The organism is Pantoea sp. GM_Pan_3 (assembly GCF_026541045.1).
Classification (GTDB): domain Bacteria; phylum Pseudomonadota; class Gammaproteobacteria; order Enterobacterales; family Enterobacteriaceae; genus Pantoea; species Pantoea anthophila.
Map to the genome: position 1 here is coordinate 48356 of NZ_JALNVA010000002.1, position 15065 is coordinate 63420.

12 protein-coding genes are annotated in these 15065 nt (G+C 60.2%); 8 read left to right on the forward strand and 4 right to left on the reverse strand.

The annotated features are described in order from the left end of the window. Positions 1–9: 9 nt before the first annotated feature. The 4 genes from fhuC to hrpB all read right to left on the reverse strand — a co-directional run bounded on the left by fhuC (position 10) and on the right by hrpB (position 8355). On the reverse strand, positions 10–804 hold the full coding sequence (gene fhuC, locus OXR04_RS08115) for a Fe3+-hydroxamate ABC transporter ATP-binding protein FhuC (protein WP_111208505.1): 795 nt from the start codon (positions 802–804) through the stop codon (positions 10–12). A gap of 39 nt (positions 805–843) precedes the next feature. Then, complete coding sequence (gene fhuA / locus OXR04_RS08120) at positions 844–3042, reverse strand: ferrichrome porin FhuA (RefSeq protein WP_267369820.1); 2199 nt, start codon at positions 3040–3042, stop codon at positions 844–846. Positions 3043–3241: 199 nt separating this feature from the next. After that, positions 3242–5773 carry a bifunctional glycosyl transferase/transpeptidase gene (gene mrcB / locus OXR04_RS08125; RefSeq protein WP_009092030.1) on the reverse strand — a complete coding sequence of 844 codons (2532 nt, stop codon included), beginning with the start codon at positions 5771–5773 and terminating at the stop codon, positions 3242–3244. 98 nt (positions 5774–5871) lie between these two features. Next, positions 5872–8355 carry an ATP-dependent helicase HrpB gene (gene hrpB, locus OXR04_RS08130; RefSeq protein ID WP_267369818.1) on the reverse strand — a complete coding sequence of 828 codons (2484 nt, stop codon included), beginning with the start codon at positions 8353–8355 and terminating at the stop codon, positions 5872–5874. A gap of 36 nt (positions 8356–8391) precedes the next feature. On the opposite strand from hrpB, the gene thpR reads away from it, so the two are divergent. From thpR to panC, 8 genes are all read left to right on the forward strand, one after another. Continuing rightward, positions 8392–8949, forward strand: a complete 558-nt coding sequence (gene thpR / locus OXR04_RS08135) for an RNA 2',3'-cyclic phosphodiesterase (RefSeq protein ID WP_009092036.1) — start codon at positions 8392–8394, stop codon at positions 8947–8949. Further along, the gene (sfsA, locus tag OXR04_RS08140; RefSeq protein WP_058957914.1) at positions 8927–9631 is read left to right on the forward strand and encodes a DNA/RNA nuclease SfsA; all 705 of its coding nucleotides are present in this window, start codon (positions 8927–8929) and stop codon (positions 9629–9631) included. The genes thpR and sfsA overlap by 23 nt, the downstream gene beginning before the upstream one ends. Before the next feature lie 247 nt (positions 9632–9878). Next, a complete protein-coding gene (dksA, locus tag OXR04_RS08145) occupies positions 9879–10334 on the forward strand; it encodes an RNA polymerase-binding protein DksA (RefSeq protein ID WP_008925615.1) in 456 nt (151 codons plus the stop codon). A 73-nt stretch (positions 10335–10407) separates the two neighbouring features. Next, positions 10408–11286, forward strand: a complete 879-nt coding sequence (gluQRS, locus tag OXR04_RS08150) for a tRNA glutamyl-Q(34) synthetase GluQRS (RefSeq protein WP_267369816.1) — start codon at positions 10408–10410, stop codon at positions 11284–11286. Positions 11287–11374: 88 nt separating this feature from the next. Beyond that, the gene (pcnB, locus tag OXR04_RS08155) at positions 11375–12793 is read left to right on the forward strand and encodes a polynucleotide adenylyltransferase PcnB (RefSeq protein WP_208971008.1); all 1419 of its coding nucleotides are present in this window, start codon (positions 11375–11377) and stop codon (positions 12791–12793) included. Continuing rightward, positions 12790–13275 carry a 2-amino-4-hydroxy-6-hydroxymethyldihydropteridine diphosphokinase gene (folK, locus tag OXR04_RS08160; protein WP_058957912.1) on the forward strand — a complete coding sequence of 162 codons (486 nt, stop codon included), beginning with the start codon at positions 12790–12792 and terminating at the stop codon, positions 13273–13275. Before pcnB ends, folK begins: the two co-directional genes overlap by 4 nt. 83 nt (positions 13276–13358) lie before the next feature. Next, entirely contained in the window at positions 13359–14153 is a 795-nt protein-coding gene (gene panB, locus OXR04_RS08165) for a 3-methyl-2-oxobutanoate hydroxymethyltransferase (RefSeq protein WP_046101245.1), read from the forward strand. Between the two features lie 15 nt (positions 14154–14168). Then, on the forward strand, positions 14169–15023 hold the full coding sequence (gene panC, locus OXR04_RS08170) for a pantoate--beta-alanine ligase (RefSeq protein ID WP_046101244.1): 855 nt from the start codon (positions 14169–14171) through the stop codon (positions 15021–15023). The last annotated feature ends 42 nt before the right edge of the window (positions 15024–15065 follow it).

Genomic DNA, 15065 nt, shown 5'->3' on the forward strand with positions numbered 1-15065 from the left:
ATCCTTTCCTTAACAGACAAAACTGACCGGTGCGCCACCCTGCGGGTGCGGTAAAATCCCCATCGGGATGCCATAAATCGCACCCAGCACCTCAGCCTGCATAATGGCCTCTGCGTCACCTTCGGCAATCATTGTTCCCTGACGCAGCGCCACCAGATGATCGCAATAGCGTGCTGCCATATTGATATCATGCAGCACCGCAATCACGGTCAAGCCGCGCTGCTCACTGAGATTTTTGATCAGCGCCAGCACCTCAACCTGATGAGCAATATCCAGCGCCGAGGTGGGTTCATCGAGCAGCAGGCAGCGGCTGTTCTGCGCCACCATCATGGCCAGCCAGGCGCGCTGGCGTTCACCGCCCGACAGGCTGTCCACCAGCCGACCGGCAAAGGGTTTAAGCCCCACCTGCGTAATCGCATCCTCCACCCGGTCGCGATCTTCCTGACCAAAGCGGCCCAGCGCGCCGTGCCAGGGATAGCGGCCAATCGCCACCAGCTCACGAACCGTCATGCCTTCGGCTGCCGGTAGCTGCTGCGGCAGATAGGCGACCTGACGGGCAAAGGCTTTACTGTTCCAGCGCCCGACCGGCTGCTGATTCAGACGAACCTCGCCGTGGCTGGCACCATGATGACGACCCAGCATTTTCAACAGCGTCGACTTACCTGAACCGTTGTGACCAATCAGCGCAGTCATTTTGCCTGGTGGAAAAGTCAGTGAAAGTGGCTGGAGGAGGGTTCGGCCCGGGACCTCAAAGCTGGCGTTATCCAGCGTAAAGGTGGCCTCTTCTGCGTGCGGATACGGCATGATAATCCCTGTGAACGGGCGCCGCAGCGCCCGGTTAAATCAGAATCTGAAGGTGGCGGTACCGACAATCTGGCGCTCTGCACCCCAGTAGCAGGCGTATTCACGGTAGCAACTGGCGACATACTCGCGGTTGAACAGGTTGTTGACGTTAACGCCCACCGACGAGCCTGGCAATCCGAAACGGCCCAGATCATATTTCAGCGCCGCATCCACCGTGGTGTAACCGGCAACCTTAAAGTTCTGGTTCTGCTCAGAGCCAGTGCTGTAAAGCCCCTGACTTTCGCCCACATACCGTACCCCAGCACCGATCGTCACGCCTGACAGCGCGGTTTCGTGGAAGGTGTAGTCGCTCCAGAGTGAGGCCATATGCTTCGGCACCTGCACCGGCGTTTTGCCTTTCAGCAGGGTGTCTTCGGTATATTCCGCATCGGTGTAGGTATAAGAGGCGGTCAGGTTGACGTTAGCATTCAGCGCCGCTTTGGCTTCCAGCTCAACACCGCGCGAACGGATCTCACCGCTCTGCACGCTGAAAAGAACATTACCGGGTTCGGCTGTCAGGTTTTTGGTTTTGGTCAGCTGATAAACCGCCGCCGTCACCACGACCGGACGATCTTTCGGCACATATTTCACGCCTGCTTCATATTGCTTAGCGCGCGCCGGATCGAAAGGCTGACCGTCAGACGTTGTGCCTGCCGTTGGTATGAACGATTCGCTGTAGCTGAAATAAGGCGCGATCCCGTTATCAAATACGTAATTAAGGCCACCACGCCAGGTAAACGCCTGATCATGATTTTTAACCTCCGTATCCCCATTACGATTCAGCGCTGATGTCATTGCATAATCGTAACGGCCACCCAGGGTCAGTACCCAGCGATTCCACTCCATCTGATCCTGCGTATACAGGCCTGTCTGCTCCTGTTTATTCAGGTACTGATAAGGGAATGGGGTGCCGATATTCGCATCATTACCGTACTGCGGATTAATGGCATTCAGTGGCGCAGCGCTACCAAAAGCTGCATCAATGTCATTGCGCGTCCGCTGATAATCGACACCCAGCAGCAGCGTATGATCCACCAGGCCGGTGGCAAATTTCGCCTGCGCCTGCGTATCCACGGCAAACTGATTCAGCTTCTCGCTGGAGGCTGCTGACCCACGGGTAATCTCCTGCGTCGCAGCGTTGAAACCATTGCCATAAATACTGCGGTAGTCGGTGCGCAGATCGGCGTAGCGCAGGTTCTGACGCAGCGTCCAGGTGTCGTCGACGCTGTGCTCGGCGCTGTAGCCCACCATTTTGGTGGTGCGGGAGATTTTGTTGCTCTGCTCGCCTTCATCGAAGTTGGTCGGCAGCTTATATTCACGGCCATCCGCGCGGGTGATCGGCACGATCGTGCCCTGCCGCGGCAGCCAGCCGTAATAGCCGGTTTCCGGCTCGTTCTGGAAATAGGTCAGCAGGTCAACGCGGGTCCGCTCATCGGGACGCCAGCTGAATGCGGGCGCGATGGTGTAGCGCTTCTCTTTGTTCATCGCCTGCTGCGCATCCTGACTGCGCGCCTGCCCGGTCAGTCGATAGCTGTATACACCGTCATCATCGAGCGCGCCGCCAAAATCAAAGCCGGTTGAGAAGAGATTGTCGTTACCCATCTGGAACTGGACTTCACGCAGGGTCTCCTGCGTCGGACGCTTACTCACCAGCGCGACCACGCCGCCGGGGTTACTTTTGCCGTAGAGCACAGACACCGGACCGCGCAGCAGCTCGGCACGCTCCAGGAAGTAAGGGTCGAGGGCAAACTCCGAGTAGTTATCCCCCTGCAGTTTCAGGCCATCCAGATACTGGTTGGTGTTGGTTTCGCTGAAGCCGCGGATCGACAACGCATCGATCACGTCTGAGCTGCCACGGTTGCCGGTCAGCACGCCAGGCGTGTAGTTAAACGCTCCTTTGACGCTGGTCACGTTGCGCATCTCCATCTCTTCGCGGGTCACCACGGAGACGGACTGCGGATTTTTTTCGATTGGGGTATCGGTTTTGGTGCCGGTAGCGCTGCGCTTCGCGGCGATCGTTGGCGCCGGGCCCCAGGGGCTTTCGGCTTCGACCCCACTGCCGCCTTCTGCCGAGACGACCATCGTCTCCGTCTGCGCGGCATACAGCGAGGTGCTCAGGCTGAGTGAAATCATGACGCCCAGAAGCGGTCGGGAAAATGTTTTTTTGGTGTTGTCGGCAAAACGCGTTCGCGCATTCATAAAAGTGTCTCTTAAAATAGGCTCAGGCGAGCGAATCGAAACGATAATGATTATTATAACGGATTAGATAATATGCGAACTGCAGCGGGCACTGCAAGAACAAATCCCAGCGTTGACGCCGTTTGCGGGGCGATTGAAGAGTAATAAAAGACCACAAAAAAAGGGCGCCGAAGCGCCCTTTTTAACCCATCTGGCCGATTTATTTGCCAAACATATCTTTTATCCACCCTGCTACGCCGTCGCTCTCTTTCTGCTCCTGCGGTTGCTGAGTCGGCTGCTGCTGTTGCTGCTGTTGCTGCTGCTGATCGAACAACTGTTGCTGCTGCTGAACCTGTTGCTGCTGTTGCTGACACAGCGCATTCGGATCCAGCGCCCAGACCGGCAGCGCGCGCCAGGTACTGCTGCCCGTGCCGCAGACAAAGTTACCGGCAGAGTCGATGTTCATCAGCGAGACATCTTCCGGCGGCGTCAGCTGCAGCGGCATCGGCGCCTGATTATCGAGGTAGCGACGGTAGATCTGCATCGCACCGCTGGCACCGTAGAGTTTGGTCGGCTGGTTGTTGTCGCGTCCCACCCAGGTGATCGCCACTTCTTTGCCATCAATACCGGCAAACCAGCTGTCGATCAGATCGTTGGTGGTCCCGGTTTTTCCGGCCAGATGCGCATTCGGGAAACGCGCGCCCAGCGCACGGGCGGTGCCGTGATCGGCGACCTGCTGCAGGGTATAGAGCGTCAGATAGGCGGCCTGAGCCGGTTCCACGCGCTGCGCCTGCGGATAGCTCTGATAGAGCACGCTGCCATCTTCGGCGATCACCGACCGCACCGCCGAGAGCTCAGCGCGGTTACCGCCGCTGGCAATCGACTGGAACGCCTGCGCTACTTCAACCGGCGTCAGGTTCAGTGCACCCAGCAGCATGGCAGGCACCGGATTGAGCTGATCCTTCGCCACGCCCAGCTTCGTCCAGGTGTCCACCACCGCATCCAGCCCCAGCGTCATACCGAGGTTCACCGTCGGCACGTTCATGGAGTTGGTGAGCGCATCCACCAGCATCACTTTGCCGCTGAAGCGACGATCGTCGTTCATCGGTTTCCAGAGGCTGCCGTTGGGCTGCTTCAGCGCAATCGGCTCATCGGCGATCCAGCTGTTGAGACGGTAGCTGTTAGGCTGACTCAGCGCGGTCAGATAGGTCGCCGGCTTCGCCAGTGAGCCAATCGAACGGCGCGCCTGCAGCGCACGGTTGTACCCGGCGTACTGCGGATCGGCACCGCCGACCATGGCGCGCACTTCGCCACTGAAGCGGTCAACCACCACCATCGCCGTTTCCAGATCCTTCAGGCCGCGCTGTTTTTTCAGCGTCGGAATCCCGTCAACCACCGCTTTTTCCGCCGCATCCTGCGACACCGGGTCCAGCGTGGTGAAGATTTTCACCCCGGAGAGATCTTTGATCTTATCGCCCAGTTTCGCCTGCAGTTCGTTACGCACCATCTGCATAAAGGCAGGCTGTGGCGTGATCACGCCGCCTTTTGGCTGCACGCCCAGCGGACGCGCCGACAGCATGTCATACAGCTCCTGATCGATCACCTTCTGCTGCTGCAGCAGGCGCAGCACCAGGTTGCGTCGCTCCAGCGCCAGTTTCGGGTTGCGCCATGGGTTGTAGAGCGAGGCACCTTTTACCATGCCGACCAGCATCGCCTGCTGATCCAGACTCAGCTCATCGACCGGACGGCCAAAGTAATAGAGGCTCGCCAGCGGGAAACCGCGGATCTGATCGCTGCCCGCCTGGCCGAGATAGACCTCGTTCAGGTAGAGCTCCAGGATGCGGTCTTTGCTGTAGCGCGCATCCATGATCACCGCCATGTAGGCTTCACGCGCTTTTCGCCACAGCGAACGCTCGTTGGTGAGGAACAGGTTCTTCACCAGCTGCTGCGTCAGCGTACTGCCGCCCTGCACCGCTTTGCCGGCGGTGATGTTCGCCAGGAAGGCACGGCCAATCGAGTAAGGGCTGATGCCGTCATGCTCATAGAAATGGCGATCTTCTGTGGCAATCAGCGTATCGACCAGCAGATCCGGGAAACCGGCGCGGGGCACGAAGAGTCGCTGTTCGCCATTTGGCGACTGCAGCATGGTGATCAGCCGGGGATCGAGGCGGAAGAAGCCAAAATCGCGACCGGTTTCGAGGTTTTTAATCTCGCTCAGCTCATCCTTGCTGAAGCTCATGCGTGCATGGATCTGCCCCTCTTTACTGTCGGGGAAATCAAACGGACGACGCAGTAGCTCGATCGTGTTGCCCTTCACCGAAAACTCGCCGGGACGGGTAATGCGCGACACTTCGCGATACTGGGTGCCTTCCAGCAGGGCGACCATTTCACTTTTGTTGTAGGCCATGCCCGGTTCCAGGCTGACCATGCGGCCATAGACGGTGGCAGGCAGTTGCCACACTTTACCGTCGATACGGCTGCGAATTTCCGAGTCGAGGTAGATGCCCCACGCGGCCATAACCACCACAAACACCAGGAACAGTTTAATTACCCATCCCAGCCAACGGCGTTTGCCGCGCGGCGGTTTTCCACCTTTACCTTTACGTGGCACCGGCGCTTCCTCCTCGTCATCATTAAAATCGTCCTGGTCGATATCCTGTTCGATATCCCTGCGTCGTCCCCGCCCCGCACTGCTGCGCGGCGGCAACGCTTTACCTTTGCGCCCTATTGGTTCGCGATCGTTCCCAGACATTACTTTTCTTCTCCAGGCAGTGCTTACGGCAGCGCCGCTACTCTAACTGCTTTCTCGCATAACGCATGGCAGAACCCTCTGAATTCGATCCAGTGGACTCAACCCTGCGGGGACATTTTTTTGGTTCGCCTTGTTGGCAAGGCGGTAGCCGGATCGTCGGGCCAGAGGTGTTTCGGATAACGTCCCTTCATCTCTTTCCTGACCTCCGGCCAGGCACCGCGCCAGAATGCCGCCAGATCGCGGGTGATCTGCAATGGCCGCTGGGCGGGCGATAACAGCTCCAGCACCAGCGGAATGCGGCCTTCCGCTACGGTGGGGTTCTGCGCTTCACCAAACATCTCCTGAATCCGTACCGCCAGCGCGGGCGGCTTCTCCGCATCGTAGCGAATCGGCAGCCGGCTTCCGGTCGGCACAGTGTAATGAGTTGGCAGCGCACTATCCAGCCGCTGACGTTGTGACCATGTGAGTAAATGTAAGAGTGCGGAGGTCAGGTTTACCGCCTGCAGGCTGCGGAGATCGCGCACCGTGGTCATCTGCGGCAGCAGCCACTCCGGCAGACGTTCAAGCAGTGCCGCATCATCGACGACAGGCCAGCCCTCTTCCGGCAGCCACTGCGCCGCACACTGGATACGCACCCGCAGCTGCTCTGCCTCTGGCGTCCAGCCGAGCACGGACAGCCCCTTTTCCGCAATCCAGCGCAGCATCGCCGCGTGCAGCACCGCCGGTTCCGGCTTTGCCATCGGCTGCGTCCGGAGTATCAGTGCGCCAATCTGCTCACGCTTCAGGGCGCGCAGCGTGCCCCTCTCTTCATCCCACTCAACCTCGGTGCGGCGCTCAACCAGGGCGGGCCGCTGCTGGCACAGCGCCTCAATGTCGACCGGCAGAGCCAGCAGCATCCGGGCATCCGGCGCGGCGTTGCTCTGTAACAGGGCAGGCGCGATCAGCCATTCATGACGCGTCAGGCCATCCTGCTCATCCAGCCTGGCCCCCAGCCCGTTGGCGAGCTGATAGCGGCCGCTCTGGTCGCGTCGCCGCGCCAGCCGATCGCCAAACCCCACCGCCAGCAAGCCAGCGAAACGATCCTCATCGACCCGTCCGCCGCGTACCTTCAGTCGCTGCTGCCACTGCTGCGCCCGTCGCTGCCACTGTGCCTGAGGCCGGTGCAGCGCATCGCGCAGATCGGCGCTGCCGCTGCGGGGTGGCTCTTCCAGAATCGCCACCAGCAGTGCGGCGCTGGCGACCGCATCCGCCTCGTCGCCCGCCGCACAGAGCATCGCCGCCAGGCGCGGATCGCTGCCCAGCTGTGCCATGCGCCGCCCCAGGGTATTCAGCAGGCCATGGTCATCCAGTGCCCCCAGACGGGTTAACTGCTGCCGGGCCGCCGCCAGGTTTTTCACCGGTGGCTGATCCAGCCACTGCAGCTGTTGCGGCTGGGTGCAGCCCCACTGCAGCAGATCCAGCCACAGCGAGGAGAGATCGCTGTTCATGATCTCCGGCTCGCTCTGCGCGGCCGCGCGGGCGGCCTGCTCCTGCGGCAGTAAATGCAGGCAGATCCCCGGCATCAGGCGCCCGGCGCGGCCCGCACGCTGGATCATAGACGCCTGGCTGATGCGCTGGGTCTGCAGACGCGTCACGCCACTGCGGGCATCGAACAGGGCGCTGCGTTCCAGTGCGCTGTCGACCACCAGCCGGATCCCCTCAATGGTCAGACTGGTTTCGGCAATATTGGTGGCGAGCACCAATTTGCGGCGTCCGGCCGCGGCGGGCTGAATTGCCCGGCGCTGTGCCGCCAGCGGCAGCGCACCGTAGAGCGGCGTCAGATCCACGTCGTCGCTGATGCGCGCCTCCAGTTCACGCTTAACCCGTTCGATCTCCGCCACGCCCGGCAGAAACAGCAGCAGCGAACCGCTCTCCTCCCGCAGCAGCTGGGCGACTTCACGCGCTACCGCCTCTTCGAAACGCACCGTCTGGTTCAGCGACGCATAGCGCCGCTCCACCGGAAAGCTGCGTCCTTCAGAGACGATCAAAGGGGCGTCGGGCAGCAGCGCCGCCAGCCGGGCATTGTCCAGCGTGGCGGACATCAGCAGGATTCGGAGGTCGTCGCGCAGCCCCTGCTGCACATCAAGCAGCAGCGCCAGCGCCAGATCGGCCTGCAGGCTGCGCTCGTGAAACTCATCCAGGATCACCAGCGACACGCCCTCCAGCATCGGGTCGTGCTGAAGCATGCGCGTCAGCATGCCTTCGGTCACCACTTCCAGTCGCGTCTCTGGCCCGACGCAGCTTTCGCCGCGCATGCGGAATCCCACCGTCGCCCCCGGCTGCTCGCCGAGCTGCTCCGCCAGCCGTTGCGCTACGTTGCGCGCCGCCAGCCGCCGTGGCTCCAGCATAATGATTCGCCCCGGCAACGCCGCCTGCTGTAACAGCTGCAGCGGCAGCCAGGTCGATTTGCCCGCCCCCGTCGGTGCGGCCAGCAGGATTTGAGGGGCGTGGCTCAGCGCCGCCAGAATGTCAGGCAGCACCGCGCTGACCGGTAAATCGCTCACAGCAAACTCCGCTTCTGCCTGTGCTAAGATGGCGCGCATTGTAGCATCCATCCGTGATATTTGCCGGAGAGCGCCATGGCGACACAACGCTTATTTTTTGCCATCAGCCTGCCTGACGCGATGCAGCAACAGCTGGTGCGCTGGCGGGCCGACACCTTTCCTGCGGAGGCGGGCCAGCCGGTGGCCGCCGCCAGTCTGCACCTGACGCTGGCGTTTCTTGGCGAGGTCGCGCCGGAGACCTCCCAGCGCCTGCAGACGCTGGCATCGCGTATTGATCAGCCCGGCTTCGATCTCGAGCTGGATGATGCCGGTCACTGGCCGCGCCCCGGCGTGGTCTGGCTCGGCTGCCAGCGCGCCCCACGCGGTCTGTTACAGCTCGCCAGCCTGCTGCGGGCCCAGGCTGCCCGACACGGCTGCCACCAGAGCCCGCAGCCGTTTCATCCGCACATTACGCTGTTACGCCAGGCGACACAGCCCGTGGCGCTGCCGCCGCGCGGCTTTCACTGGCGTTTTCATGTCCCGGCGTTTTCGCTGTTTGCCTCGGAGTACAGCCGGGGCCGTACCCGTTATCGCACCCTGGCCAGCTGGCCGTTACGCTCTCAGGATCCCCATGCACTTCTCTCCTCCTCTTAAACCCGCCCGCCTGATCGCCCGCTACAAGCGCTTCCTGGCCGATGTCGTGACGCCCGAGGGCGAGCAGCTGACGATTCACTGCGCCAACACCGGCGCCATGACCGGCTGCGCCACCCCAGGCGATCGGGTCTGGTACTCCACCTCCGGCAGCCTGACGCGCAAATACCCGCACAGCTGGGAGCTGACCGAGACGCAGGCGGGAGAGTGGATCTGCGTCAATACGCTGCGCGCGAATCAACTGGTAGCCGAAGCGCTGGACCAGAACCGGATAGCGGAACTGACCGGTTATGCCCAGCGTCAGGCGGAAGTCAGATATGGCAGTGAAAAAAGCAGAATTGATTTCCTGCTCAGAGCAGAGGGCCGACGCAACTGCTATATTGAGGTGAAATCCGTAACCCTTTTACATGAAGGTAAAGGTTATTTTCCGGATGCGGTGACGATTCGAGGACAGAAACACCTGCGTGAACTGGCGACGGTTGCGGCAGAGGGTCATCGGGCCGTTTTGTTGTTTGCCGTTCTGCACTCGGGGATTGAGGACGTTTCCCCGGCACGCCACATTGATGCGGCGTATGCAGAACAACTGGCTCAGGCGCAGCGAGAGGGCGTAGAGGTTTTCGCGTATCAGGCAGACTTATCCGCGGCGGGAATAGTTCTTAAAACGCCGGTTAACGTAACCTTGTAATATCTTTTGCAATTTTATGTGGTAAGAATGCTCAAAATCGGGGACCAACTACGCTGTTCCTCACAGGCTTGTCAAGGTGTGTTCACGAAGAATTGCCAACCCTGACTGCTTCTGTTATTTATAGCGGCCTGTTTTTTTCCCCAATGGGGGATCGATGTACCCCGCAGATGTCAAATGCAGGCTGGCAGCAACGCCCCTGCGAGACGCAAGTCGAAGGGTATAGTGCGTGTTATCCAGGAGAAGCAACATGCAAGAAGGTCAAAACCGTAAAACATCGTCCCTGAGTATTCTCGCTATCGCCGGCGTCGAACCTTACCAGGTGAAACCGGGCGAAGAGTATATGAACGACGCGCAGCTGACCCATTTTCGCAAGATTCTGGAAGCCTGGCGTAATCAATTGCGGGACGAAGTCGATCGTACCGTATCGCACATGCAGGATGAAGCTGCTAACTTCCCGGACCCGGTAGACCGTGCCGCGCAGGAAGAGGAGTTCAGCCTGGAGCTGCGTAACCGCGATCGCGAACGTAAACTGATTAAAAAGATCGAGAAGACGCTGAAGAAAGTGGAAGATGACGACTTCGGCTATTGCGATTCCTGTGGCGTAGAGATCGGTATCCGCCGTCTCGAAGCGCGTCCTACCGCCGATCTCTGCATCGACTGTAAGACCTTAGCAGAAATTCGTGAGAAACAAATGGCCGGCTGATGCCGCGTCCAGCCTGTTGCCACGCAGCGGTACACCTGTTGTCCTGTCCGCTGCGTGGTCACTTCTGAAACCTATGTCATCCTCCTGTATCGGCCGCTTCGCCCCCTCTCCTTCTGGTGAACTCCATTTCGGCTCGCTGATTGCTGCGCTGGGCAGTTACCTGAGCGCGCGTGCGCAGAACGGGCTCTGGCGGGTGCGGATTGAAGATATCGACCCGCCACGCGAAGTGCCGGGGGCTGCAGATCGTATCCTGCATCAGCTGGCGCACTATGGACTGGCGTGGGATGGCGAGGTGCTGTGGCAGTCGCAGCGTCATGAAGCCTACCGGGAGGCGCTGGCCTGGCTGCAGCAGCATCGTCAGAGCTATTTCTGCACCTGCCCCCGGCGCCGCATTCAGGAGATTGGCGGTTTCTATGATGGCTACTGCCGCGATCGACATCGCGGGCCGGAGAATGCTGCGCTGCGTTTACGTCAGCATGCCCCGGTTTTTGCCTTTGAGGATCGGCTGCGCGGTCACGTTGAGGCGGACAGGGGGCTGGCACAGGAAGATTTTATTATTCACCGGCGCGACGGGCTGTTTGCCTATAACCTGGCGGTGGTGGTTGACGATCACTTTCAGGGAATTACCGAAGTGGTGCGCGGCGCCGATCTTATTGAGCCGACCGTGCGGCAGATTACGCTTTATCAGCAGTTCGGCTGGACGGTGCCCGCCTGGCTGCACCTGCCGCTGGCGCTTAATCACGACGGTAATAAGCTGTCGAAGCAGAATCATGCGCCGTCGCTGCCGGATGGCGACGCCCGGCCGCTGTTAGTGGCGGCGTTGCGCTTTCTCGGACAGCCTGTTCCACCCGGCTGGCAGGACTTAACACAGGACAAACTGCTGTCTGATGCGGTGTCGCAGTGGAATATCGCTTTGATGCCGCAGGAGAACGCCCTGAAACCGGATGCATAGACAACAGCATTCTCAAACGGTTCTCAACAGGCTATGATTAGCCGCTGATTTTACCTACACCCTTTTTATGCCACTGTCGAGGTGTCCCATTTTTACCCGAGTAGCTAATTTTTGCCGGAAAGTCCTGAAGCGTGATGAAGAGGAAGCCCCAGCAGAGGTTGAACCAGAGCGTCTTATGACCATCATCCCTCGTGAAAGCCATACCATCTCACGTAAAGACATCAGCGAAAATGCCCTCAAAGTGCTCTATCGCCTCAATAAAGCCGGTTATGAAGCCTATCTGGTAGGCGGTGGCGTGCGCGATTTGCTACTGGGGCAAAAACCGAAAGATTTCGACGTGACGACCAACGCCACACCTGAGCAGATGCGCAAGCTGTTCCGCAACTGCCGTCTGGTCGGTCGCCGTTTCCGTCTGGCACACGTGATGTTTGGCCCGGAAGTGATCGAAGTTGCCACCTTCCGTGGACATCATCAGGCGGAAGAGATGGCTGAGGATCGCAACAGTTCGCAGCGTGCCCAGAGCGGCATGCTGCTGCGCGACAACATTTTCGGTTCGATTGAAGATGATGCTCAGCGCCGCGATCTCACCATCAACAGCCTCTACTACAGCGTGGCGGATTTCACCGTGCGTGACTACGTGGGCGGCATCAGCGATCTGGAACAGGGCATCATCCGCCTGATTGGCGATCCGGAAACCCGTTACCGCGAAGACCCGGTCCGTATGCTGCGCGTGGCGCGCTTTGCTGCGAAGCTTAATATGCGCATTGCGCCGGAAACGGCAGAGCCGATCCCGCGTCTGGCCTCGCTGCTGCGTGATATTCCACCGGCTCGCCTGTTTGAAGAGTCGCTGAAGCTGCTTCAGGCGGGCTACGGCTACAGCACCTATCTGAAGCTCTGTGAATATCAGTTGTTCCAGCCGCTGTTCCCGACGCTGGCGCGCAACTTCACGGAAAACAGCGACAGCCACATGGAGCGCATGCTGGCGCAGGTGCTGAAAAACACTGATAACCGCATTCAGAATGATATGCGCGTGAATCCGGCGTTTCTGTTTGCCGCGATGTTCTGGTATCCGCAGCTGGAAGCGGCAGAGCGTATTGCGCAGGAAAGTGGCCTGACCTACTTTGAAGCCTTTGCGATGGCGATGAATGATACGCTGGATGAAGCCTGCCGTGCGCTGGCGATTCCGAAGCGCATCACCTCGCTGATCCGCGATATCTGGCTGCTGCAGCTACGCATGTCGCGCCGTCACGGTAAACGCGCCTGGAAACTGATGGAGCATCCGAAATTCCGCGCCGCTTACGATCTGCTGGCGCTGCGGGCGGAAGTGGAAAATAACCCGGAACTGCTGCGTCTGAGCCAGTGGTGGGGCGAATTCCAGGTCGCCGCGCCGCCGCAGCAGAAAAACATGCTGAACAACCTCGGCGACGATCCGGTGCCGCGCCATAAGTCGCGTCGTCCGCGCCGCCGTTCTTCCGCGCCGCGTCGTGACAACCAGAACGCCTCATGACCCGGGTTTACCTGGCATTAGGCAGTAACCTGGCCGACCCGCTGCATCAGGTTGATGCAGCGCTTCGCGCCCTGGATGCGTTGCCGCAGACGCAGCGCATTGCCACCTCGCCCTTCTACCGCACGCCGCCCTATGGCCCGCCTGATCAGCCCGACTTCCTGAATGCCGCCGTGGCGCTGGAGACCGATCTCAGCGCAGAAGCGCTGCTGGACCACACCCAGCGGATTGAGCAGGAGCATGGCCGGGTGCGAAAGGCGGAGCGCTGGGGACCGCGCACGCTGGATATCGATCTGATGCTGTTTGGCGAGGCGGTAATCAACAGCGAACGCCTGACGGTGCCGCACTATGACCTGCTGAATCGGGCGTTTATGCTGGTGCCGCTGCTGGCGATTGCGCCGGATGTTCGCCTGCCGGATGGCCGCGCGCTCAGCACGATTCTGACCACGCTCGACAGCCGCAGCATCACCCTGTGGCCGCGCTGAGCAGACAAACACAACTCTCTGATTCCGCTCTCTGACGCTATCCAGTAAACTGCGCCCATCAGAATTCCTGAGTTGAGAGCGCCATGAAACCCACCACGATTTCACATCTGCGTCAGGCGAAAGCCAGCGGTAAAAAATTCGCGACGCTGACCGCCTACGATTTCAGTTTTGCCCGCCTGTTTGCCGATGAAGGCATTCAGGTGCTGCTGGTTGGCGATTCGTTAGGTATGACGATTCAGGGGCATGACTCAACGCTGCCGGTGACGGTCAGCGACATCGCCTATCACACCGCCGCCGTGCGCCGTGGCGCGCCGCAGGCGCTGCTGCTCGCTGACCTGCCCTTTATGAGCTATGCCACGCCGGCACAGACCTTTGACAACGCTGCGCAGCTGATGCGCGCCGGAGCCAACATGGTCAAACTGGAAGGCGGCAGCTGGCTGGCTGAAACCGTCCGGATGCTGACCGAGCGGGCGGTGCCGGTGTGTGGTCACCTGGGGCTGACGCCGCAATCGGTCAATATCTTTGGCGGTTATAAAGTCCAGGGGCGTGATGAAGCGGGAGCCGAGCAGCTGCTGGCCGACGCGCTGGCGCTGGAAGCCGCGGGTGCACAGCTGATGGTGCTGGAGTGTGTGCCGGTCTCGCTGGCCCGGCGGATCACCGCCGCCCTCACTATTCCGGTGATCGGCATTGGTGCCGGTAACGTCACCGATGGACAGATTCTGGTGATGCATGACGCCCTGGGCGTGACCGGCGGCCACATCCCTAAATTTGCCAAAAATTTCCTGGCGGAGAGCGGCGATGTTCGCGCGGCGATACGCCACTATATCGCTGAAGTTGAAGCCGGCACCTACCCGGCGGCCGAGCACAGTTTCCAGTAATTCGGGAGAGTCACCGTGTTGATCATTGAAACGCTGCTGATGCTGCGCCAGGAAGTCCGTCGCTGGCGTCAGCAGGGTAAACGTATTGCGCTGGTGCCGACCATGGGCAACCTGCATGAAGGGCATCTGACGCTGGTGGATGAGGCGCGGGCGCGCGGCGACATCGTGATTGTGTCGATCTTCGTGAATCCGATGCAGTTTGACCGGGCAGACGACCTGGCTCGCTATCCGCGCACGCTGCAGGAGGATTGCGAAAAGCTGAACCGCCATCAGGTGGATGTCGTCTTTGCCCCCTCTCCGGCTGAAGTCTATCCGCAGGGCGCGCAGAATCAGACCTTTGTTGAGGTGCCGGTGCTCTCCTCTCTGCTTGAGGGCGCGACCCGTCCGGGCCATTTTCGCGGCGTGGCCACCATCGTCAGCAAACTCTTTAATCTGGTGCAGCCCGACATTGCCTGTTTCGGTGAAAAGGATTTTCAGCAGCTGGCTATCATTCGTAAGATGGTGGCCGATATGGGCTTCGACATTGAAATTGTCGGCGTGCCTACCGTACGGGCTGCGGATGGTCTGGCGCTGAGTTCGCGCAACGGCTACCTGACGGCCGATGAGCGTCAGCTGGCCCCGGTGCTGAGCCAGGTGATGCGTCAGATGGCGACGCGGCTGGAAAACGGCGAGCGCCATGTTGAAGAGATTATCGAGGCGGCCAGTGAGGCGCTGGTCGCGCAGGGATTGCGTCCTGATGGCCTGGCGATCTGCGATGCGGAAACGCTGCAGCCGCTGACGGTGGACAGCCAGCGCGCTGTCGTGCTGATGGCCGCCTGGCTGGGCAATGCCCGCCTGATTGACAACCAAACCGTTGACCTGACGCTGTAAGCTCACCCGCTACAGATTACTTTATTTCTCTGACAAGGTTTC

Coding starts and splice junctions, on each gene's coding strand:
- hrpB (WP_267369818.1), bottom strand. CDS start 8,355: ATGCGCGCCATCTTAGCACAGGCAGAAGCGGAGTTTGCTGTGAGCGAT.
- thpR (WP_009092036.1), top strand. CDS start 8,392: ATGGCGACACAACGCTTATTTTTTGCCATCAGCCTGCCTGACGCGATG.
- fhuC (WP_111208505.1), bottom strand. CDS start 804: ATGCCGTATCCGCACGCAGAAGAGGCCACCTTTACGCTGGATAACGCC.
- sfsA (WP_058957914.1), top strand. CDS start 8,927: ATGCACTTCTCTCCTCCTCTTAAACCCGCCCGCCTGATCGCCCGCTAC.
- mrcB (WP_009092030.1), bottom strand. CDS start 5,773: ATGTCTGGGAACGATCGCGAACCAATAGGGCGCAAAGGTAAAGCGTTG.
- dksA (WP_008925615.1), top strand. CDS start 9,879: ATGCAAGAAGGTCAAAACCGTAAAACATCGTCCCTGAGTATTCTCGCT.
- fhuA (WP_267369820.1), bottom strand. CDS start 3,042: ATGAATGCGCGAACGCGTTTTGCCGACAACACCAAAAAAACATTTTCC.
- panB (WP_046101245.1), top strand. CDS start 13,359: ATGAAACCCACCACGATTTCACATCTGCGTCAGGCGAAAGCCAGCGGT.
- gluQRS (WP_267369816.1), top strand. CDS start 10,408: ATGTCATCCTCCTGTATCGGCCGCTTCGCCCCCTCTCCTTCTGGTGAA.
- folK (WP_058957912.1), top strand. CDS start 12,790: ATGACCCGGGTTTACCTGGCATTAGGCAGTAACCTGGCCGACCCGCTG.